General features: G+C 41.2%; 17 protein-coding genes and 1 pseudogene. 1 reads left to right on the forward strand and 17 read right to left on the reverse strand.

Annotated elements, in window-relative coordinates; genetic code table 11:
- Window positions 1-360, forward strand: a pseudogene (locus E7303_RS12430) (SAM-dependent methyltransferase); the annotation flags it as partial.
- Window positions 361-403: 43 nt separating this feature from the next.
- Here E7303_RS12430 and E7303_RS12435 read toward each other — a convergent pair.
- The 17 genes from E7303_RS12435 to E7303_RS12515 form a co-directional block, all read right to left on the reverse strand.
- Entirely contained in the window at window positions 404-1,459 is a 1,056-nt protein-coding gene (locus tag E7303_RS12435; protein WP_292145652.1) for a hypothetical protein, read from the reverse strand.
- Window positions 1,460-1,583: 124 nt separating this feature from the next.
- Window positions 1,584-2,411, reverse strand: a complete 828-nt coding sequence (locus E7303_RS12440) for a tetratricopeptide repeat protein (protein WP_292145653.1) — start codon at window positions 2,409-2,411, stop codon at window positions 1,584-1,586.
- A 2-nt stretch (window positions 2,412-2,413) separates the two neighbouring features.
- Window positions 2,414-3,376: a vWA domain-containing protein gene (locus E7303_RS12445; protein ID WP_292145654.1), complete on the reverse strand. Its 963-nt coding sequence runs from the start codon at window positions 3,374-3,376 to the stop codon at window positions 2,414-2,416.
- A complete protein-coding gene (locus E7303_RS12450) occupies window positions 3,373-4,470 on the reverse strand; it encodes a VWA domain-containing protein (RefSeq protein WP_292145655.1) in 1,098 nt (365 codons plus the stop codon). The genes E7303_RS12445 and E7303_RS12450 overlap by 4 nt, the downstream gene beginning before the upstream one ends.
- A complete protein-coding gene (locus tag E7303_RS12455; protein WP_292145657.1) occupies window positions 4,461-4,961 on the reverse strand; it encodes a hypothetical protein in 501 nt (166 codons plus the stop codon). Before E7303_RS12455 ends, E7303_RS12450 begins: the two co-directional genes overlap by 10 nt.
- Complete coding sequence (locus tag E7303_RS12460) at window positions 4,927-5,826, reverse strand: DUF58 domain-containing protein (protein WP_292145658.1); 900 nt, start codon at window positions 5,824-5,826, stop codon at window positions 4,927-4,929. The genes E7303_RS12455 and E7303_RS12460 overlap by 35 nt, the downstream gene beginning before the upstream one ends.
- Window positions 5,827-5,842: 16 nt before the next feature.
- On the reverse strand, window positions 5,843-6,838 hold the full coding sequence (locus tag E7303_RS12465) for an AAA family ATPase (protein WP_022772914.1): 996 nt from the start codon (window positions 6,836-6,838) through the stop codon (window positions 5,843-5,845).
- Between the two features lie 22 nt (window positions 6,839-6,860).
- The gene (gene metF, locus E7303_RS12470) at window positions 6,861-7,724 is read right to left on the reverse strand and encodes a methylenetetrahydrofolate reductase [NAD(P)H] (protein ID WP_103870146.1); all 864 of its coding nucleotides are present in this window, start codon (window positions 7,722-7,724) and stop codon (window positions 6,861-6,863) included.
- Between the two features lie 11 nt (window positions 7,725-7,735).
- Window positions 7,736-9,169: an adenylosuccinate lyase gene (gene purB, locus E7303_RS12475; RefSeq protein ID WP_022772911.1), complete on the reverse strand. Its 1,434-nt coding sequence runs from the start codon at window positions 9,167-9,169 to the stop codon at window positions 7,736-7,738.
- A gap of 29 nt (window positions 9,170-9,198) precedes the next feature.
- Window positions 9,199-10,644 (reverse strand): amidophosphoribosyltransferase, encoded by a 1,446-nt coding sequence (purF, locus tag E7303_RS12480; protein ID WP_022772910.1) that lies wholly within the window; start codon window positions 10,642-10,644, stop codon window positions 9,199-9,201.
- A gap of 97 nt (window positions 10,645-10,741) precedes the next feature.
- A complete protein-coding gene (locus E7303_RS12485; protein WP_292145659.1) occupies window positions 10,742-11,935 on the reverse strand; it encodes a hypothetical protein in 1,194 nt (397 codons plus the stop codon).
- 16 nt (window positions 11,936-11,951) lie between these two features.
- Window positions 11,952-12,794 carry a hypothetical protein gene (locus E7303_RS12490; protein ID WP_292145660.1) on the reverse strand — a complete coding sequence of 281 codons (843 nt, stop codon included), beginning with the start codon at window positions 12,792-12,794 and terminating at the stop codon, window positions 11,952-11,954.
- A 12-nt stretch (window positions 12,795-12,806) separates the two neighbouring features.
- Window positions 12,807-14,108, reverse strand: coding sequence for a DUF5716 family protein (locus E7303_RS12495; protein WP_103870141.1), 1,302 nt, complete (start codon window positions 14,106-14,108; stop codon window positions 12,807-12,809).
- Between the two features lie 6 nt (window positions 14,109-14,114).
- Window positions 14,115-17,705, reverse strand: coding sequence for a DUF5717 family protein (locus E7303_RS12500; RefSeq protein ID WP_292145661.1), 3,591 nt, complete (start codon window positions 17,703-17,705; stop codon window positions 14,115-14,117).
- An 85-nt stretch (window positions 17,706-17,790) separates the two neighbouring features.
- Window positions 17,791-19,002, reverse strand: a complete 1,212-nt coding sequence (locus E7303_RS12505) for an ABC transporter permease (RefSeq protein ID WP_292145662.1) — start codon at window positions 19,000-19,002, stop codon at window positions 17,791-17,793.
- Window positions 19,003-19,012: 10 nt separating this feature from the next.
- A complete protein-coding gene (locus tag E7303_RS12510; protein WP_292145663.1) occupies window positions 19,013-20,221 on the reverse strand; it encodes an ABC transporter permease in 1,209 nt (402 codons plus the stop codon).
- Window positions 20,222-20,258: 37 nt separating this feature from the next.
- The gene (locus tag E7303_RS12515; protein WP_292145664.1) at window positions 20,259-21,848 is read right to left on the reverse strand and encodes an efflux RND transporter periplasmic adaptor subunit; all 1,590 of its coding nucleotides are present in this window, start codon (window positions 21,846-21,848) and stop codon (window positions 20,259-20,261) included.
- Window positions 21,849-21,858: the final 10 nt, after the last annotated feature.

A 21,858-nucleotide genomic window follows, 5' to 3' on the forward strand; every position in this document is an offset into this window, starting at 1 on the left:
CTTGTTGATGACTGCGTTAAGTTCGTAGAAAGAGAAATAAGAAGAGGTAATAAATACGACGGAATTATAATGGATCCCCCTTCATATGGAAGAGGCCCAAAGGGTGAAATCTGGAAAATTGAAGAATCTGTTTTCCCATTTATACAGCTTTCCTCAAAACTGCTTTCAGATGATCCTCTTTTCTTCCTTATTAACTCATACACAACAGGATTGCAGCCTGCAGTTCTTTCTTATATGCTTCACACAGTTCTTGATCCTATTCACAAAGGTACTGTAGAGGCAAATGAAATTGGTCTTCCTGTAAAAGGAAATGGTCTCGTCCTTCCTTGCGGAGCAAGCGGACGCTGGACTGCAAAATAAAAATAAGAGCAATGATCAATAAACGGTCATTGCTCTTTCTTTATTAATAGTTAGATGTAATTGTTACTGCATGATAATATGCATCGCTTCCTCTTTGTGCAACAACTGTAACACTCTTATTAAGAAGAAGTACAGGACACTTTGAAAAGTTTGTATTGGAGTCAAGTCTTATTTCCATGACGCCATCATTTGTATCAAGGTGAAGTGTTCCTTCATCAGTATCATCATCAACAGTACCTGTTATAGTAGCCTGAGTTGATGAATCAAGAGTAGCTGTAGATGAAGCTGTATCTGAATTATTTACAAGTTTTGATGTGTGATTCCATGCATCAGATCCTCTGTAGAAGCTTACAGTAATTTTCTGACCGGGCATCAGTACTCTACATGCGCTTGCATCAGTTCCAAGATCTAAGACAAATTCCATAGTTCCTGCTGATGTTGAAAGATACAGGATTGAAGATGTAGTTCCTTTCTCAACTGTACCTGAAACAGTGTTTCCTGATGATGAAGAACTTGTAGTTGTTGTAGATGTTGAAGTAGATGTTGAAGAACTGCTGCCATAATCCGCGATGGAAATCGCATGCATATAAGCATCAGAGCCTCTCTCAACCACAACCTTTACTTTCTTACCAATGATAAGCATTGTCACATCATCAAGGTCTGTATCGTCATCCATCTTGATCTGCATCGTTCCGTTATCAACAACCAGATATAAAAGATCTTCAGATGTTCCCTTTGCTATGCTTCCTGTAACAGTAGCCTTTGTAGAAGCATCTAATGTAACTTTACCAACCTGGCTTGATCCTGATATCGAAGATACATGCCAGTACTCATCACTTCCTCTGTAGCAGGAACAGCTGACTGTATTCCCTGGAAGTATAAGCTTTGTACCGCTTATGGTAGTATTGCTGTCAAGTTTTATCTCCATTGTTCCACCGCTGGTGGTCAGATATAAAATTTCTGAAGTCGTCTTATCGGAAACAGTACCAGAAAATGTGGTCTCAGCAGCTTTTGAAACAGTTGGAACAGAAAGCCCCATGATAGCTACAAGCACCATTGTAAGCAGCACGCCAATAGTAGCTGACAAACTTTTTTTCATAGTTTTCCCCTTTCGCACAATATATTCACTTTTTCAAAGTATATTATACATCATCTTGTATGCAATTCAAAGTATCTTCAAGAGTTAAAACCTCAGATTTAACAGAATTTTCAAAGGTTTTGAGTTACCATGGGTGCTTTGGTCCTGAAGAAGAGCCGTCTCCATCTCCTTCTTCTGAACCGCCGTCGCCATCACCGATCTCCGCGTCGCCGTCTCCTGACTCTCCACTACCTGAATTTTTGCCAGAATACTTTTCATGCTCCTCAAGCTGATCTATTTCTTCCTGTCTCTCCTGCATAGCATTCTTTTTATTCTGCTCAAGAGCCTGTTGTTGCTGCTTCTGCTTATTGGAATCAGATGAACCACCAGACTGTTCTTTTTTATCTTCGCCTTCTGATTCATTTTGGTCCTGTTCACTTTCTCCTTCACCAGAACCATTCTTTTGAAGTTTTTCGATCATCTTGTCGATATCGTCTTTTAACTGCTGCGCATCTTTATTGTGGCCATTCTCACCTTTATCTTCAGCACAGCCATGTTCTATCAGCACCCCTCTTGCCTGATACAAAACAGAAAGAGCATTCTGTACTTTTTCTTCAGAATCAAGGTTTTCAAAATCAATCATATGAAGGAGCGCAAGAGCCAGGTTGATTCTTATTTGACAGTCCCATGGCTCCTTTGGATTAAATTTCAGAGCATCATAGTAATAGCTTATGGCACTAATGTAATCACTTTGCTGATATGCAGCATTTCCCACATTGTAATAAGGAATATACCCCTGAGGAAAATTCATTAAAAACAGCGTCTTTTCTTTTGAAGTATCATATATTCCCTGTTCATAGGAAACAACAAAACCTTTATTCACAAAGACTCTGGCCAGGGCTGAAACTGATATAACCACGACAGCCACTGATACGATAAGTATCGCAAGATACTTTATAGGTGTCTTTTTCATGATCAGAGCCTCCCTTTCCTTACAATTACAAAAAGCTCCCAGAGAAGAACAAGTGCCAAAGCTATCGCAAAGTAAAAATATGTGTCCTGAAAAGCTTCAGCTCCCATGCCCTTTTCAACGATAGTCTTACTGCTTTGCTTGATCAGTTCGATCTCGCCCTTTATGGCAGCATTACCATCATTTACATTGTAATAATATATTCCCAGATCCTCTGCTACCTGCTTCAGGTTAGCCTCATCAATTTTGGATATTGCATCCTGATGAGTATCATAATCATAGATATAACCCCAGCTGCCGTCCTTCATTTTGCCGCCGGCTTCTGTACCATATCCAAAGACAGCGCCGCCATCCACATACTGGGCAAGATCTTTATATGAAGAAAGTTTTGTGCCGTTTGTTATCTCACCATCGCTTATGTAAAAGACTATGGTCTTTCTATTTTCTTTTCTTGATGATGACAAAAGAAGTGACTCAATATCTTTATATGGAAGAGAAAGATCACTTCCTGTTGCCATAGTGCTGTCAGGAGAAGAAAATGTCTCAAAAAGATTCTCTATATACTGAAAATCCTGCGTGAACGGAGCAAGCACATGGGCCTGATCATCAAAAGTGACCAGTGCAAAATTAGAACCTGCAAGTTCATCTATAATGAATCCGGCATCGGCAATAACGCCATCCATTCTTTCTTTGGACCCGTTGTAGTCGCCAGCCCACATACTTATGGTAGTGTCCACAACAAAAAGAACATCGAGATTCTTTGTTGAGAATTCATATTCATCATCCATAGTCACAGGTCTTAACCCTATGCAAAAAACCAAAGCATATATAAGTCCAAGCCTGATAATGGTCAATATCTTATCTTTTAGTTTTAATGGATTCCTGGAAATTATGGTAACTGTAACTGCTACAAACACAAGAAGAACAAACACCATAACTACAACAGGAAAAATAGGCCTAATACTCATCTTTGCAACACCAATCCTGCTGACAATCCAAGTGCCAGACATATAATTAAAATAGTAAACGGAATATAAGGAAGATCCACATACTGTCTGGACATAACTACCTTAACCAGCATGGCTTCCTGTTTCTGTATATCTTTTACAATCTCTGATACAGCCTGATCCTGTGTGCGGACATAAAACTTGCCACCGGTTGATTCAACAGCCGTTTTGAACTCTTCCTTACAGGAATTATAATCATATTCATCAGGAGCATAGAAAGCTTCTTCACTTGGGAATATACCAAACACAGTAACCTTGTTCTGAGCGCAGGCTTTAGCTGCATCGTCAAGATCCATGATCTGTTTTTTTCTGGCATTTAACTCATTATCCGTGCACATGATGATAACTCTGGTCCTGTCAGACTCTCCAAGATAAGGGAATGAATACAGAGCTGTTCCAAGTCCTTCGCCCACCAGCGATGAGCCCTTGCTCTGATTATTATAAAGAGTTCCTGCATCATAATAATCTAGCTTATAAGCAAGTTCCATGTATTCGTCCAACAGTTCATCCGGAATATATGTGTACTCTCCGTACTTATCCTGATATTCCTTCTGAAGCGCAAAGTACTCACTAAGCTCATCAAGCTTTTGAAGAACATATTCATAATCATCAGTTAAAGGGACATATGTGACTGTAGATGTGTTAAAGATGTTTATTCCTATCCTGTCTCCCTCAAGCCCCTTAACCACTTCCTTAAGATAATCTGTTATCTCGTAGTTAAGATCATAAAGAGAATAGGATACGTCCAAACAAAGAATAATATCTCTTTTCTTTACCCCACTATATATATCATCTTTTTTGTAAGGTCTTGCTATAAGAACCAAAGATGAAACAATACTTCCAATTATCCCCGCTATAAGAATGCATCTGAGCACAAGATACCTTTGCTCAAGTCTCTTATATATCTTTGACTGCTTTAATCTTTTGGTATTGGCAGCCTTGATCCCCGTGGCATATATAAAACTTTTCTTCCTTTTTATATAAAAAAGCCCGGCAACAAAAACCGCAACAGCTATCAGACCAAAGACAACCACCTTTCCATACATCAGTTCCATGTTTTGATCACTCCCATTGCCCTGTTGCAGGAAGCTTCGAGATTCATATTCTTTGATCTCTCGTCCTCACCAAACTCAGGCACATAATATTCCTCAATAAGAGTATCCAGCTTAGAGAGCTTTAGTTCTTTCAAATCTCTTAATGTGTACTTTGTGACATCTATTTTAGTTGTCTCAAACACAAATCCCCTGATTATCAGACTCAGCTTCTGATAGCCATCTCTCTTTGAGATCTTTTTTGCTTTATAATCCGCAATTAAGCGCTGTGTCTGCAAAACATACTTTCTTTTTGCATTATAAAGGGTAATCTGTCCGGCTTTCTTGTAAACAGCCTTTTCTTCAGAAGTAACTTCACGGACAGTATCCTTGTTTTTCATTTTAATAATGGCATAAATGACTCCTGCTATTCCTGCCACTAACAAGATGCTAAAAACTACAAGCACCCACATTTCATACTCAAAGGGTGGTTGTAATGTAACCGTAGTTTCCATGTCTATACCTTTCAAACAGGACAATCGCCTTGTCTATTATCTCGCTTTCGGTCTTAAGGGATACTGCTGCCACGCGGCTCTGCTTACAGGTATCATGAACCTGATCTCCCAGTTCTTTCCTCAGCTCTTTGTCATACTCTTTTAACTTCCTGCTGTGGGAAAAGAAAAATCTCTCATACCGGCTGCTCTCAAGATCATATACATTCTCACCAAATAAAGACGCATCCTCAATTCCAAAAGCAAGAAGATCATGATCCTTCGTTATTGCTCTTACTGTATCCTTGCTTATACCGGCAAGGCCCTCCATATCTGTAATAAGAACTATGATCATCCTCTTATGGACCATGCTTACAACGTCCATCAGAGTCTGGCTTATTGTCCTTTGATTGTCCTCACAGATATGCTTTTCATACTCATACAAAAGGCCCTCAAGATGGTCAGGTCCCGACTTAAACAGACTGACGCTTGGCTGATCTGCCTTAGAATAAGCCATGGCAAAATCAGAGCCGTTTCTTCCGGCGATATATGCAAGAGTTCCAAATGTCATAAGGGCAATCTCCTTTTTGGAATCCCCACTAGGAGTATCGCCCTTCATTTTAAGACCGCTGTCGCACACAAACATCATATTGTGCCTTCTGTCGGTCATATATCTTCGCACAAGAATCGTCCCCATTCTTGAAGACGACTTCCAGTCTATATCATGGACTTCGTCTCCCGGAGTGTACTCCTTAAGATCCTCAAAATCCATACTTCTTCCCTTATGTATAGAGTGGAAATCTCCCTCAAGAATATTGGAGGTCTTTTTTGTGGTATAAAGAGCTACCGCCCTTCTTATTCTTGATAAATACTCATAATCTATGTTCATTTTTGTCAGCTCTCTATCATGGAGTTTTTACAGAATTAACAATTCCGTCAATTACCATCTCAACAGAAATATTGTCCGCAACTGCTGAATAGTTAAGACCGATTCTGTGTCTTAATACCTGATGACGGACAAGCTTGACATCTTCAGGAGTAACATAGGTTCTTCCCTGCATAAGTGCTGCTGCCTTGGACATCTTAAGGAAAGCAATGGAAGCACGAGGGCTGACACCGATCCTAACATATTTGCCCAGTTCAAAATCAGGAATCTGATTAGCTCTTCTGCTGGCAACAACAATACTTGAAATATACCACTTAATTGCATCGTCAACATAAACCTTATCCACAATATCCTGAACCTTATCAACATCCTTGATAGTAAGTACAGGCGGATCAACTCTTGAGATAGTTCCTGACTCGATCCTGCTAAGGATCTCTACTTCCTCAGCAGCTGTAGGATATGTGATCACCTCTTTTATCAGGAATCTGTCTGTCTGAGCCTCCGAAAGAGGATATGTACCTTCCTGCTCAATTGGGTTCTGAGTAGCAATTACAATAAAGATATCCTCAGGCATGTGATAAGCCTTGCCACCGATAGTAACCTGTTTCTCCTGCATGGCTTCCAGCATGGCTGACTGTGTCTTGGCACTTGATCTGTTTACCTCATCAAGAAGTACAAAGTTAGCAAATACAGGTCCTAAGATTGTTTCAAACTTCTGTGTAGCCTGATTATAGATCTGTGTACCTACAATATCACCCGGTAAAAGATCCGGTGTGCACTGTATACGTGCAAACTTACCATCTACGGCATCTGAAATAGCTTTTGCTGCTGTAGTCTTTGCAAGGCCAGGCACTGACTCTACAAGAATATGTCCGTCCGCAATGATTGATGCGATAAGCGAGAACTTAAGTCCCTTTTGACCTACAACTTTTGAATCAAAATAGTCAGAAAGCTTTTTTATTACATCCTGTGAATAGTCAAAGTCCTCTTGGTTTATGTTGTTCTGAATGTTCATTTTTTATTTTCCCCTAACAATATTACTTTATGATAGCCCCTAGATTGCGCATTATGCCTGCTGCAATGTCCGGCTTATTCATGGAATAAACATGAATATGGCTAACGCCGTTTGAAATAAGATCAATTATCTGATCACATGCATAGATGATTCCCGCCTCTTTAAGCTTTTCAGGATTATCCTGAAATCTGTCCACCATGATCTTCATCTTCTGTGGAATTGTTGAGCCTGACAGAGCCACACTTCTGGCTACCTGTTTCTCATTGGTAATAGGCATGATACCCGGAATTACCGGAACATCAATACCCTTATCCTTTATGCGATACAAAAACTGATAAAGAGTGGAGTTGTCAAAAAACATCTGCGTAGTCAAAAAGTCACATCCTGCCTCAACCTTTTCTTTCAGGTGCTGAATATCCTCTGACTGTCTTGCGCACTCCACATGTCCCTCAGGGTAGCACGCTCCTCCAATACAGATATCGGGATCTATGGACTTAATGTCATAGATAAGCTCTGTCGCATGGTTGTAATCAAAATGAGTTCTTCCCTCTTTGGGTATGTCGCCTCGAAGCGCCATGATATTCTCAATACCTTTTTCCTTATAAGTATTGATCATTGATTTCACATGATCCTTGTCGGATGAAACGCAAGTCAGATGAGCAAGTACCGGCACATGATATTTATCCTGAAGATCTGCCGCAATACTTGCTGTGTTTTTACTTGTTCCGCCGCCGGCTCCGTAAGTTACGCTCATAAAATCCGGGCCGAGGGCTGCAATCTCAGCTGCAGCCTTCTCAACAGCCGGATATCCATTATCTGTCTTTGGTGGAAATACCTCGAATGAAAGGGTCACTTCCTTTTCTTTAAAAATTTCTGTAATCTTCATATTTTTTCCCTTTATACATTAATCTCAGCTGTAACTCCAAGAAGATCTTTGTTTTCCTCGATGATAGGGTTAACTACCTCTGCAAGGAATTTCTCTACCTGATGTGCACTGCATCCAACATACTTCTTAGGATCCATTGATGCCTTAAGATCATCAAGTGAAAGGTGGAATGCAGGATCAGCAGCTATAAGCTCAAGGAGGTTGTTTTCCTTACCCTCAACCTTAACTGTCTTGCCAGCTTCCATAGAAAGCTCACGGATCTTTTCATGGAGTTCCTGTCTGTCTCCGCCTGCCTTAACAGCATCCATCATGATATTCTCTGTAGCCATGAATGGAAGCTCTGCCAAAAGATGTTTCTCAATAACCTTAGGGTATACCACAAGACCATCTACCACATTGAGGCAAAGGTCGAGGATACCGTCTGTTGCAAGGAATCCTTCAGGAATTGAAAGTCTCTTATTGGCTGAATCGTCAAGTGTTCTTTCAAACCACTGTGACACTTCAGTAATAGCAGGATTAAGAGTATCTATTATAACATATCTTGAGAGAGAACATATCCTTTCACTTCTCATAGGATTTCTCTTATAGGCCATAGCTGATGAACCGATCTGGCTCTTTTCAAATGGTTCCTCAACTTCCTTTAAATGCTGAAGGAGTCTGATGTCCTGCGCCATCTTTGTTGCAGATGATGCAATACCTGCAAGAACATTTATAACCTTCATGTCTATCTTTCTGCTATAGGTCTGACCTGAAACAGACATGCAACCCTTAAATCCCATCTTTTCAGCAAGCATAGGATCAAGCTTATCAACCTTTGTGAGGTCTCCGTCAAAGAGCTCAAGGAAAGAAGCCTGTGTACCTGTTGTTCCCTTTGAACCCAAAAGCTTCATGTTATCAATGACATAGTCAAGATCCTCAAGGTCAATTGTAAAATCCTGAAGCCAGAGAGAAGCTCTTTTTCCTACAGTTGTTGGCTGTGCAGGCTGGAAATGAGTAAATCCAAGTGTTGGAAGGTCCTTGTACTTGTCAGCAAACTTAGAAAGCTCATAGATAACATTTACAAGCTTTTTACGGACAAGCTTCAAAGCCTCAGTCATGACAATAACATCTGTGTTGTCACCAACATAGCAGCTTGTTGCGCCAAGGTGAATGATTCCTTTAGCCTTTGGGCACTGCTGACCATAAGCATATACATGGCTCATAACATCGTGACGAACTTCTTTTTCTCTTGCTCTTGCAACATCATAGTTGATGTCATCCTGGTGCTCTTTAAGTTCATCTATCTGCTCCTGAGTAATATTAAGTCCCAGGTCTTTCTCAATCTCTGCAAGAGCGATCCACAGTTTTCTCCAGGTCTTAAACTTCATATCCTGTGAAAAGATATACTGCATTTCCTTACTTGCATAACGCTCTGATAATGGGCTTGTGTATCTGTCTGTATTCATTTTATTCCTCCTGATCAATCCTGGTATTTTTATCGCTCGTAGTCTCCGCGAATATCATTTTTTGGTGGTTCTATTGGATATTTGCCTGTAAAGCATCCCTTACAGATTCCGAGCTTTCCGCCGACCATTTCCTCTAATCTCTCGATCTTAAGGTAAGCCAGTGAATCTGCTCCGATTATCTTACAGATATCCTCAACATTCCTGTTGTAAGCTATAAGCTGATCTCTTGCAGGTACGTCTGTTCCAAAGTAGCAAGGCCACAAGAATGGTGGTGAGCTTACTCTCATGTGTACTTCTTTTGCTCCTGCATCGCGAAGCATTCTCACAATCCTGTCAGATGTTGTTCCTCTGACGATGGAATCATCTATCATGATGATCCTCTTACCCTTAACTCCGCTTGTCAAAGCATTTAGCTTAACCTGAACACTGGACTCTCTGTTCTTCTGCTTTGGTTTGATGAATGTTCTTCCGATATAAGAGTTTTTGACGAAGGCCTGTCCGTATGGAATTCCTGATTCCATGGCATATCCAAGGGCCGCAACGTTACCTGATTCAGGAACGCCTACAACCATGTCTGCGTCAACAGGTGAATCCTTGGCCAAAAATCTTCCGGCTGCAATCCTGGCATCATAGACGCTGATTCCATCTATTGAACTGTCAGGTCTTGAAAAATAAATATATTCAAATATGCATCTGGCATGTTTCTCCTTTTCGATGCACATTGATTTGTCAGAAACAATTCCCTTTTCAGGAGAAATAGTAACTATCTCACCCGGCTCAACATCCCTGATAAATGTAGCTCCTATGGTATCAAGGGCGCAGGTCTCAGAAGCCAACACATAACAGTTATCTCTTCTTCCTATTACAAGAGGTTTAAATCCATAAGGATCTCTAGCACCGATAAGCTTTCTCGGAGACATGATAACAAGACTGTATGCGCCTTTTATCTTGAGCATAGCCTTTCCCACTGCCTCTTCTACAGAGTTTGAAACAAGCCTCTCTCGTGCAATATGATATGCAATTACTTCTGAATCAATAGTTGTTTGGAAAATCGCACCTGTATAAGCGAGCTCTTGACGCAGCTCCGGTGCATTGACTAGGTTACCGTTATGGGCTAGTGCCAGGGTACCTTTTACATAATTAAGAACTAAGGGCTGAGCATTTTCTCTGGTGCTGCTTCCTGCTGTAGAATAGCGGACGTGACCTACACCAATATCACCCTTTAGCCCATCTAAAATATCCGGCGTAAACGCTTCGTTTACAAGTCCCATGTCTTTATAGCTGGAAACTTTGCCTTTAGGCCCATTTGTCTGACTCACAGCGATACCACAGCTTTCCTGTCCTCTGTGCTGGAGCGAAACGAGCCCATAGTAGATAGATTCTGCTACATCACCGCCGTCGAAATCGTACATGCCAAAGACACCGCACTCTTCGCCGAGGTGTTTGTAATTCTCCAATCTGTTTTCTCCCACCATTTGGTTCTCCTCAAATACTAAATACGTAATGAATGCTCAAACACAAAAATAATACCATCTATCTTTTTTGCTGACAATGAAAAAAATACCCAAATGTTTACACATTTGGGTACTTTTCTTCGTATCTTGAAACCATATCAAGTATTTCCTGAGCATACTGCGGATAGAGCTTTGCAGTGTCTTCAATTTCTCTTTTGGCATTACCTGCTACGATATTTCTGTTGTATTCCATTCGCTTTCTAAGGGACTGTCTTTGTACATTGAGGCTGTGCCTTATTTCAACCTCCTCATTGTGGCTTATAAGAGCCTCCACCTGATGAACCCATATATCAGGGTCTTTTACCCTGTAGTGCCTGAGGATATAAATAAGATCCTTTTGGTTTGCATCAAGGATTCTTCTTGAGTCCTCGTATTTCTCGCGCTCTTTTTTCTCCTTCAGATACTTGTCATACATGCCGCTGAGCTCTGCAGAATTCATGACTCTGTACTTCATACAGAGATAATCTATAAGATTGGTGTTATTGACATACCTTATCTTTACTGAATTCTGAAGCATTATAAGCCTTGAAATGGACTTTTTTACACTCTTTAATTCAACCACAGCTCCGGTGCTCTGAACATACAGCACAGTGATAACTATGGCAGATAAAAGAATGCTTATCATAAAGCCATAGGTAACATTAAGCTTAAGTCCAAACTGTAATATCAGTAAAAAAATAATTATAAGGCAGAGAGTTACCCCTATTACTATAGTAAGGGTCTTGGAACTCTCGATAGTTTTCTCAAGTTCCTCTTCTCTGAAAAGATATGCCTGATGCTCTGAATCAAGCCTCTTTAGATCATTCTTTATCTTCTTTTGAAAGTTTTCTGCTTCAAGGAGCTTTTCTGCTCCAATCTGCGCCTGAGCCTGAAGCCTTTCCATATGTTCAAAGTCTTCATCGCTCATTTTGCTCTTGCGCTTTACAAATTTTTCCTGCTGCTCCTGGGATTCGATTATTCTCTGGGCACAATCAGTGACTTCAGCCCTCTGTTCAGGCGGGAGCGAGTCAATTTCCTCCATGTCCCTCAAATGGCTGGTAACATCTGCATATTCTACTTCAAGGGCATCAAGCTGCCTGGATGCTTCTTCCATCTGCTGAAGACAGCTCCCTATATACTCCCTTCGCTGAACCGGGTCGTCCATATCAAGGTCTTTTCTGGTATAGACAATATCATTCCAGTCCTGAAGTTCTTCCTGCATCACCCTGTCATCGGGTTTATTTCTTCCAAAAATGTCATCCAAAAGTCCCATACGTAAGTCCCCCAGCTTATCCTACTTTACTTTTGACGAGATCTCTGTACTCGGTTTTCAGCTCCTCTGTAATCTTCCCCACTACATCATAGTACTCGCTCATCTTGCCCTCTGCCTTGTAGACAGAAAGAGTTCCAACCGCAAGATTGGACTTGCTGCTTCCAAACAGCTCTTCGAGCTCATTTACCCGTCTTTCAAGAGCCATTGAAGCCTCATACATATCTTCATTATCCGCCACAAATGAAACATATTCCTTGTCGGAAAGATTCATTCTCACAGCACCAAGATACTGAATAAGTGACGCCTCATCGCCGCCATCCCTGTAGGCTTTCAGAAACATATCCGCTGCTCTTTCAAAGAGAAAGAGTCTGGCATACATAACACCTTCATTGTGCTCTATCTTTGCTTTCGTCTTCTTATCAAGTTCGTCCGTATTATTTAAAAGAAATTCATATTCCTTGAATGCCATGCTATAGCGGTTGTTTTTCAAAAGATAATCCGCACGGGCCATCTTTTTCCTGTAGACATCCATTCCTGCATTGGCTCTGAGTATCTCTTCAGTTCTGTCAACTTCCTTTTTGCTGTTATAGCCAACATAGTCAAGAATGGTTCCCGCAAGAGACGCGATGGAGCATTTCTTCATGTACATGCTCCTAAGCTCATCCGCAAGTCTTTCAAGAGAGCACTCCTTCTCGATCCAGTCAAAAAGGTCATTTCCAAAGCTGTCTTCATCCAAAAGAAAAGCATTATTTACAAGTATGTAGCAAAGTTCCTCAATGCAGTAGACATTTTTGCCCACCTTTTCTATATGAAAGGGAGTCTTTGCATATGTTCCGATACAAAGAATTGGCTTACTCATAACACAACCTCATTACAGTTCAATTATCTGCTCCCAGGTCTTTCCTGAAGATGGGAACAGCTCTCCAAAGCCCAGATCCTGAACCTTGACGCCCACCTCATTTACAGAGTTCATCTTCATGGAAATTCTAAGTCTCGTTGTTCCTTCCGGTCGTTTTTCAAGGCCGTCAAGATACAGCTGCACCATTTTGGGCATCTTTCCTGTGAGCGGAGTAACTTCAACATTAAGTATTCCACTTGGATCCATGATTATCTCGATAGAAACCTCTGCTTCATACCAGTTGGTCCCCGCATCAAGAAGTGCACAATACACTTCTGTTCCGCATTTCATCAGCTTCATTCCGAGATTGGATTTTAATTTATCCTCTCCAAGAAATACATATTTCTTGGAATGCTCCGAAGGTTTTATCCTCTCTCTTGCTGCAATACTGGCTCCCTTGCTAAAGAGATTATTGCCCTGGAAAACCCTTCTTGTCCTGCACAAAAACTCCAGTGACCTTTTTGCCCATTTATCCCTGAAGCCGTCCCCTAAAAGGAACACCGTAGATATGATCTTTTCACCGCAGACCTTCTGCATTATTGTAAGGAACTCATCATCAAGCCTCTCGCAGGTCTTGTGGTACAAAGCAGCTTCCTTGGGAAATCCAGCCGGATCAATCCTTAAATTGTCAAAAGAGCTGTCTTCAATAGTTGCCACGATTGGCGTTGTATTGTGGTTTAATGTCATTTCATAGACATTAAGTTTTTCCATGTCATAGTCACAGGCAAGGATCACATGATGCATCAGATCATCCGGCTGATACAGCATGTAATTATAAAAGCTCTCCTGATGACTCTGATAAAATATGTTTTTTGTCTTAAGCTCAAGAGCTGAGGTAACAGCATTTAGAACCTGCACCATTCTGTGGTCAAGGCTGCTTGTTGTTATCATTATGGCATCCACATTATCAAGTGAAAGCTCCATAGATAAAAGTGACAGACTTCTTTTAACAAACAGGGTCAAAAGAGCTATAGGATCATACTCGGTCCCTGCCACCATCACAGGCTTACCAGCCCTTGCCGATGCTAAAAGATCAGGAGCAGCTGTTGCATCGCCCTCCTGAATATGGCGCACCGCCTCTTTTCCATAAAACCACTGATTTACATCATTTCTTTTGCACAGCACGGTAGGAATATTATACAGTTCTGCTCCGGCCAGTACTGAGAGAGTCTCCGGCATATCCGCATCAGAAGCCAGATAGCTTATCTGCGAAACCTTCTCGCCCAAATCATATCCCAGCACAAAGCGCTTTTCATCCGAACTTCCAAAAAGCATATCCTATCATCCTTCTTCGCCATTATCTAAAAAGGCCGTAAACAGCCTGTCACAAACAAATCTCTTTTTACCAAGCTCCAAAAGAAGCTTATCCACAGTGTCATAATCCTGGAGAGTCTCTCCGATCATGATATCGTTGATATAACTGAACCTGCTGCCTGTATGAGTCTTTATAATATCGCTCTTCTGAATGGTTCCACTCTCCGTGAGAACATCCTCTCCAGTTTCTGAATTCTCTGTGATGTAGTACTGGAGCTGCTCTCCAAAGAAAAGAACAAAAGAAGCAACGAATATTCCTTCATACATCTCGCGCATTTCCATGCTCTTGTACTCATTGTCCTCATCCCCTGCAAATCTGTAATGGACATAGCAGTGTTTCTGAGGCAAGGTCCTGTATTCAAGCATTGTCTTATCGGTAAACTGCACCATTTCAGGAAGAAGCTCTTCATACTCTGTAAAGAACGGGAAATATATCTTTTTATCCACAAGTTCTCTAAGAAATGCTGTAGCCACATCCTGGTTGTATTCTTCGCCTGTCTTTTTCTCGTTGGCGTAGTAACGCAGATATGCGAGCTTACAAACATCAAGAAGAGGAACCCCCATCAGAGCAAGGCTCTCTATCCTCTCGTAGACAAATCCATCGGTGACTTTTCCACGAACAAAACTGTCATATGCGCACTGTGAAAGGAATGCAACCTCAATATCAGTACTGGCTCCGCTCTTTACATAGGATTTGAAGATCTCGATCTTTTCACCTACAAAGGAACCGCTATAGAGCATCTGCAGAAGCATTCGCTCAGCAAGTGGATAGGTATCAAGGCCAAAAGACTGCGCCGCCCTGAACACATCCCTCATCTCTTTGATGGTACCGTTAAAGTTAGCCACGAGATACTTTAACAGCTGCTCATCATATTTTGCCTTGGAAAAGGCATAATAAGCTATCTCAATTTCCTGCGGTCCATTATCATAAATATCCCTGTCAAGCATCCTTGAGCACATACGCAGGATAATCTTAGGGTCAATTGAATAGGTTCCGTAAGTCTTTATCCACTCCATGGCCTTATCGTAGAGTCCGGCCATAACCATAAGCTCCAATAGCTCATCGCGCTCCGTGGTGCTTATATCAAGCGGATCGATATTCACAAGATACTCAGTAAGCTGCCTTGTAAAATCATTGTCATAGTAGAACCTGATAAGATTATTTCTTATCTCATTCTTTACCTTTTTTCTGACATACTCTGAATCAGCAAGATCTCTGTATCTGCTCACATTGTCCATATCGATGGTGTAAGCATTCTTGCCAAGATCACACAAAAACAGATCCAGGTTCTCTTTTCCCTTCTGAATATAAGGAATCGCATAGTCTGCCAATTTCCCTGGTATCATCATTCTGATATTGGTATAGGCAATCGTAGTTGCATACCTGTTATCATCCCTGTCTGTCAAAAGAACTGTGTAATCATTGCCGTACAAAGGAACGTAAGCCTTGCCATCAGTTACCTGATAGCGCATTTCCTTTGCACACTTGTCGTAAATAACGCAGACGCTGTTCACTCTTTTATCTGAGGTTTTTATCTCAGCTGTATTTATGACATACAAAACCTTAGGTGCATTGGCTGCATCAACCATCTGCTTTGTGAGTAAATTCTTGTAAAGATATCCAAGGTCCTTATTGATCCTGCCCCTGTCAAGCTGAGCCATGAGAAACTTCTCAATCTGTGGCAGATAAGTTTCATAGAGCTCAGGGTAATCCTGCCTTCTCTCATGGATATATCTGTAAAGAATAGCGTTTTTATCATATTCAAGGTCGCTCTGGTAAGAAAAGTACATGAGCACCATCTTGCTTATCTCACATGGAAGAGTTCCCTCATCAGTTACATAGATGGACATCATGTAATACTCATAGAGCCTTGTTATGCGAAGCTGTCTGTCGACGCCAAGGACATACCACTCAAAAGCTGTCTTTGAAGTCTTACCTCCCTTTATCAAAAGAGATACGATAGCTTCAAGGACAAGATCATTTTCTTTTACCTCATAGCAGGCCTTTAAAATCCTGTAGAGCCTGTCGCTGTAGCCTCGAACACGGGTTGAAAGATATACTATCTGATCGATCAGATTAAGGCTTATGATCTGTTTCTTGGCGCCGTACTCAAGAACATAGAGTTCAAAGTCCTCAAGTCTTGTCAGGATTGAAGGCGTTTCATTTAAAAGTCCCATGGCCTCGAGGTAAAGTATCGGACTCCTGCACCCAAGTGTAAACTGTTCTTCTATGCTCATCCACTTTCTGGGACTTGATGATGAATACTCATCAGCCACATACTGAATAAGCCATGCAATACGCCAGTTATCCGGATTGCGCCTGAAAATCCCCTCAAGTCTCTCAGCTACATCATTCAGATAACTCTCTTCCTTACTACATAGTGTAGAAAGATATAGGAAGTAGCTATAGAGTGTATCTCCGGGCGAATCAAGGGCCTCTTTCTCGGCTTTGTCAAGAATCCACTTGCCCTCATTAACTCTTCCTGCAGTAATATAATAATGAGCTGTATAGAGCCTGAACTCCAGGTCCTTATCATCGATTGCATTCATCTTGGCAATTATCTTGCCGGTATCTGAGACCCAGGCTCTGGCGGTTATCTTTTTACATCTGTAATTCTCATAGGCCCTGACAAGCTCGACCTTAAGCTGCTTTTTCTCCTGATAATCCGCTGTAGGATGCCTTCCTGTAAGCTCCACTGCCACTGTCACAGGAATCTCAGTCTTAATAAAGGCATTCCTGAAAATGATCCTGCCAAAGTTGTTACCCTCATGGAGCATTTCTGTCCTGAGCCTTATCTTTATATGGCAGGAACTGCCGCTAAAACTCTCATCACTTAAATCTGTTTTATCAAGGCTTATAAAATCCCCATCCACATCGGCATGAAGGTCAGTATAGCCCCATCCATTTCTGGTTATGAGGATTCCATAGTCATGAGTAGTTCCCGTAAAATCAATATGTATCTCTTCCTGATCAATAATAAATTCAACAGGCTTCTTTTTATTGATACTTATGAGAAACTCTTCAACGTTCTGCTCATTTACCCTGCCCACAGAAAGCCCTCTGTAAAGACTCTCGTACTGACTGTCATTTCCCTGAAATACACTTATAAAATCCTTGGAATAAAAGAGGTCAACTGCCTCCTTCCAATCAGTTTTAGCTAAATTTGCAAAATGGAAAAGATTTTTGATATCACCAAGGCTTGATGCTATATGATCATGCCTTACTGTGACTACAAACGGAAGAACATACTCTCCCTGATTGGATATGATCCTGAAATTCCCCTGGTGAACATCACCCTTGGAAAGGCCTCTTGAATCATACCTGTAAGAAACTTCATATGGTGAACCTGTAAACTCCGGAGTTATGACCTCCATCCTGAGATCTGTAGAGGAAATCCTGCCTGTGACAAACCTGTTCTCAGGTCCGAATATAGTAAAAGAGCCTTCGACTTCTTCATCCGGTCCCAAAGAAATCTCAACTCTGGGCACAGAAAAATCCAGGCTCTTATCATCATATTCAAACTGCCCCTTAAGGAGTCTCTCCACTATCTCTCTCACAAGCTCACCCCAAAAACATTCTTACTACCTAGTATATCACACAAAGGCTGTTTTTAGTACTCATGGAGTGACAGTGAAACTAACTTTACTCCGTTCTAAGGGCTTCAATTGGATCAAGGTTAGCTGCGCGCTTTGCAGGATATATTCCAAAGAAAAGGCCTATAGCCGTAGAAATAGCTACTACAAGCAGCACCAACAGCGGATTAACTGAGAATGCAAATCCTATTACATTGCAGATCAGATACGCCAGGGAAAGCCCAAGGATGATTCCTATTATTCCACCCGTAAATGTAAGTATTGATGCCTCCGCCAAAAACTGTGTAAGTATTGATGATGTGCGGGCTCCGAGAGACTTTCTGATACCTATCTCTCTTGTCCTTTCTGTAACAGAAACAGTCATGATATTCATAACGCCAATACCTCCAACCAAAAGAGATATGGCAGCAATTATGGCAACAACAGAGGTGATGATCGTAAGAATAGTATCTGTAGTCTGATCAAATCCATAACCGGAAGACACCTTTACAGCACCTTCGCCTCTAAGTCCCATGACATTTTCAACAACTGACCTTGCCTGAGACAAAACAGCATTTTTGTACTCACTGTCAAGATAAATTGTAAAGCTCTCCAGAGTATCCAGATTCAGACTGTATAAGCCAGCAGCTGCAGTATATGGCACATCTCCCATATACATAGGTTCCTCCAAATAACTGGCATATGCTGTATCCATTGAAGTATCTTCTCGTATGCCAATTACCAAAAACTCTCCGGTAAGATCATAAGCTGTGATAGTAACAGTCTCTCCTACTGCTTCTTCATATCCAAATAGCTTTTTTGCAGCTATCTGGCTAAGTACACAGACTTTTTTACCATCTTCTACATCTGAAGCATTGAAGTAACGACCGTGAACCATTTTCACGCCTGCGCCATATTCCATTGCCTGGCTTCCACAGCTTAAGCTCATATCATAAGACTGTCCACGCACCATAGTTTCTCCCCAAATAGTAATGCTTGGAGATACTCCGTATATATTCTCAAGTCCCTCTTCTATCCTGTCCAGATCATCCTTAGTAAAAAGCTTATCGGTTTTTGTATTATCCAATGAAACTGATATAGTTGTGGCACCAATGGAATCCATTTCACTGTTCACCGTAGCCTTCATGCCATCGCCGATGATCAGAACGGTCAGAACCGCAGCGATTCCTATTATGATTCCAAGCATTGTAAGAAAAGATCTTCCTTTATTGCTCCTTATGCTTGAAAGCGCACTTTTTATATATTCTCCAAAAGTTCCCATTTTTTATTCCTTATAATCTCAGCGCATCGATCGGCTTCATTTTTGCAGCTTTTCTTGCCGGGTACAGTCCAAAAAACAGTCCCACTAAAATAGAGAAAAATGCTGCTCCAAGTACTGATGAAGGTGTAATGATAACGCTAAATCCTAGAGCAGTACAGATAATATGCGCAAGAACTATTCCCAAAACAATCCCAACTAGTCCACCAAGGAATGTAAGGATGGATGCCTCAAACAAAAACTGCGACATGATAGCTGCAGTTTTCGCACCAATTGATTTTCTTATGCCGATTTCTCTTGTTCTTTCTGTTACTGAAACAAGCATAATGTTCATTACGCCTATTCCACCTACCACCAGGGAAATAACTGAAACCAGTAAAAGAAATGAAGATGCATAGCCCAGGATCTGATCAAGCTGCTTTGAGAAATCAGCCATACTATATCCTGATATGGCATTAGTTCCCCTAAGACCATGAGTATTCATAAGGATATTTTTGGCCTCTGTAACTCTGTCATTTAGTATTCCCTGATCAGCAAAAAGAACCAGACTATAAAGCTTATCTGCTTCATAATCAAAATCTGCGCAGAAAGCCGTATATGGAGCTTCTATCTGGGCGTAGTAGTCCTGCCCCTCCATAAGAAAAGTATACATTTCATTCATGTGATCACGAAGTCCTACAACAGTATAGGTTGCAGTCTTCCCCCACATGGTTATCTCTATTTCATTGCCAATACACTCATCTGTTCCAAAGAGTTTTATAGCATCATCTATGAGCATGACACACACTCTTTGTCCGCCTTCAACCTGCTGCCTTGTAAAATAAGATCCCTTTACGATCCCATTTCCAAGAGCATATTCAAAAGCTTCTGTTCCGGCACTTACATTTGCTTCAAAAGTACCTCTTTTCGCCTTCACCTTTCCATATCCGGAAAACTCAGGAGATACGCCCTTTATATCAGGAAGCTCATCCTCAATCAGTCTCATATCTTCTCTGGTAAAAAATTCAGAGGTTTTCTTTGTATTGATACTGATTATTCCATAATTGCCGGTTATTCCGTTAAGCTGACTTTGTACAAACTCAGTCATGCCATTTCCCAGAGCAACAACAGCAATTACTGCCGCTATACCTATGACAATTCCAAGCATCGTCATAAGAGTGCGATAGCCATTACCAATTATCTGCTTGATCGCACTTTTAAAGTATTCACCAAACTGTCCCATTATCTTTTATCCAAATATCACTGTTGAAACACGCTTATCACATGTTATTAACAGCTACTGCCATACCTTCCGTGAGCATTGATACATCTGATGAGATAACTTCATCTCCTTCAGACAATCCTTCAATCACCTGTGCCTCTGTGCTGGTTGAAATACCAACTGTTACATTTTTTCTTGTTACTACGCCATTTTCAACAACATATACATAGTCGCCTTCTGCATCTGTCTGAATATATTCGTATGGAAGAACGATAGTGTTGTCAGCCTTTTCAGCATGGATCTTATTTGTTGCTTCAACACCGAGGATTATGTCATTGTCAGGGTTAGTAACCTTTATGATCGTCTCGACTACTGCTACGCCATTGCTATTCTTTGTGGCATTACCTGATATCTTGGTAACTTCGCCATCATAAGCCTTTCCATTGATTGAGATATCAACCTTCTGGCCAACTGCAATCTTAGGAAGATCACTCTTTGAAACAGAAAGAGCGACCTGAACATCTTCAAGATTTGCCATTGTTACCATCTTAGCTCCTGCAGTAACTGTTGCGCCCTCTACTACAGCAACTTCTGTAACTACGCCGTTAAAATCTGCCTTTACGCCTTCTTTTGCAGCTTCGAGCTTATCAATTGTATCCTGCTGAGTCATCTGAGTAGATTCATACTGGGCTTTGGATGAAGTAACGCTCCCACCGCTAACTTTTGCCTTCTGTGCAGCTGAAAGATAAGTGCTTTCATCATTAAGCTTGATAATCTGATCGTTCCAAGCAATTATCTGGGGGTCTCTTGTAAGAGCTGCTGTAGCATCCATTTTTGCTTCCTGTGTCTGAAGATACATTTCATTTCCATCACCATCTTTTCTAGAGTATTGATCATACCCTTCAGCACTATCTGTTACTCTGTTTTGATTATAATCCATCAAAACCTTATTTAATTCATCAATTGTTTGGTTAATTCTATTCTTTTTCTCATCAATCTGTTTCTGTATCGCTTCTTTTTCAAGAGTAATCTGATCTAGTCTGTCATTGATCTGAGCCAAGGTCATGTTCTTGGCATAATCACCTGAAATTGTAGAAAGGGAAGAGCCCGCCGCTGTAGAACTATAACTGCCCTTTGCCTGAGTGATTGCAAGCTGGGCTGTCTTTTCAGCAAGGTCAAGCGCCTCTGTGTCATATGTGTACAAAACATCGCCGCTTGACACCTTGTCGCCAACCTTGATATCAAGAGTTTCGATAGGGGCTGCTACTTCTGAAAAGTAAGTCTTGGTCTCAGCACTCTGGACTGTTCCTGAAATAGAAAGAACATTCTCTATGTTTCCAAGTACAACAGGTGAAGTCTCAACCATTGTCACCTGATTCTGTCCAACAAGGAACTGTCTTCCTATGGCGCCAAGTATCAAAACAGCTGCCACGCCGCCAACAACATATCTCTTCTTTAATTTGAATTTCTTTTTACCTGTAACCTCTTCAGGAGGTGTAGCCTCCTCGTAATCATCGTAAACCTCTGCTGCAGTATTTCCTGTTGTTTCCTTGATCACCGCAGCTTCAGCTGTTTCTTCTTTAACAGCCTCATTTGTAATAACTTCTTTATTTTCTTCAAGATTTTTGTCTTTCTTGTTCTCTGACATTTTGCTCCTC

It is taken from the genome of Butyrivibrio sp. (assembly GCF_015056685.1).
In the GTDB taxonomy this organism is placed as follows: Bacteria; Bacillota; Clostridia; order Lachnospirales; family Lachnospiraceae; genus Butyrivibrio.

Coding starts and splice junctions, on each gene's coding strand:
- E7303_RS12435 (WP_292145652.1), bottom strand. CDS start 1,459: ATGAAAAAAAGTTTGTCAGCTACTATTGGCGTGCTGCTTACAATGGTG.
- E7303_RS12440 (WP_292145653.1), bottom strand. CDS start 2,411: ATGAAAAAGACACCTATAAAGTATCTTGCGATACTTATCGTATCAGTG.
- E7303_RS12445 (WP_292145654.1), bottom strand. CDS start 3,376: ATGAGTATTAGGCCTATTTTTCCTGTTGTAGTTATGGTGTTTGTTCTT.
- E7303_RS12450 (WP_292145655.1), bottom strand. CDS start 4,470: ATGGAACTGATGTATGGAAAGGTGGTTGTCTTTGGTCTGATAGCTGTT.
- E7303_RS12455 (WP_292145657.1), bottom strand. CDS start 4,961: ATGGAAACTACGGTTACATTACAACCACCCTTTGAGTATGAAATGTGG.
- E7303_RS12460 (WP_292145658.1), bottom strand. CDS start 5,826: ATGAACATAGATTATGAGTATTTATCAAGAATAAGAAGGGCGGTAGCT.
- E7303_RS12465 (WP_022772914.1), bottom strand. CDS start 6,838: ATGAACATTCAGAACAACATAAACCAAGAGGACTTTGACTATTCACAG.
- metF (WP_103870146.1), bottom strand. CDS start 7,724: ATGAAGATTACAGAAATTTTTAAAGAAAAGGAAGTGACCCTTTCATTC.
- purB (WP_022772911.1), bottom strand. CDS start 9,169: ATGAATACAGACAGATACACAAGCCCATTATCAGAGCGTTATGCAAGT.
- purF (WP_022772910.1), bottom strand. CDS start 10,644: ATGGTGGGAGAAAACAGATTGGAGAATTACAAACACCTCGGCGAAGAG.
- E7303_RS12485 (WP_292145659.1), bottom strand. CDS start 11,935: ATGGGACTTTTGGATGACATTTTTGGAAGAAATAAACCCGATGACAGG.
- E7303_RS12490 (WP_292145660.1), bottom strand. CDS start 12,794: ATGAGTAAGCCAATTCTTTGTATCGGAACATATGCAAAGACTCCCTTT.
- E7303_RS12495 (WP_103870141.1), bottom strand. CDS start 14,108: ATGCTTTTTGGAAGTTCGGATGAAAAGCGCTTTGTGCTGGGATATGAT.
- E7303_RS12505 (WP_292145662.1), bottom strand. CDS start 19,002: ATGGGAACTTTTGGAGAATATATAAAAAGTGCGCTTTCAAGCATAAGG.
- E7303_RS12510 (WP_292145663.1), bottom strand. CDS start 20,221: ATGGGACAGTTTGGTGAATACTTTAAAAGTGCGATCAAGCAGATAATT.
- E7303_RS12515 (WP_292145664.1), bottom strand. CDS start 21,848: ATGTCAGAGAACAAGAAAGACAAAAATCTTGAAGAAAATAAAGAAGTT.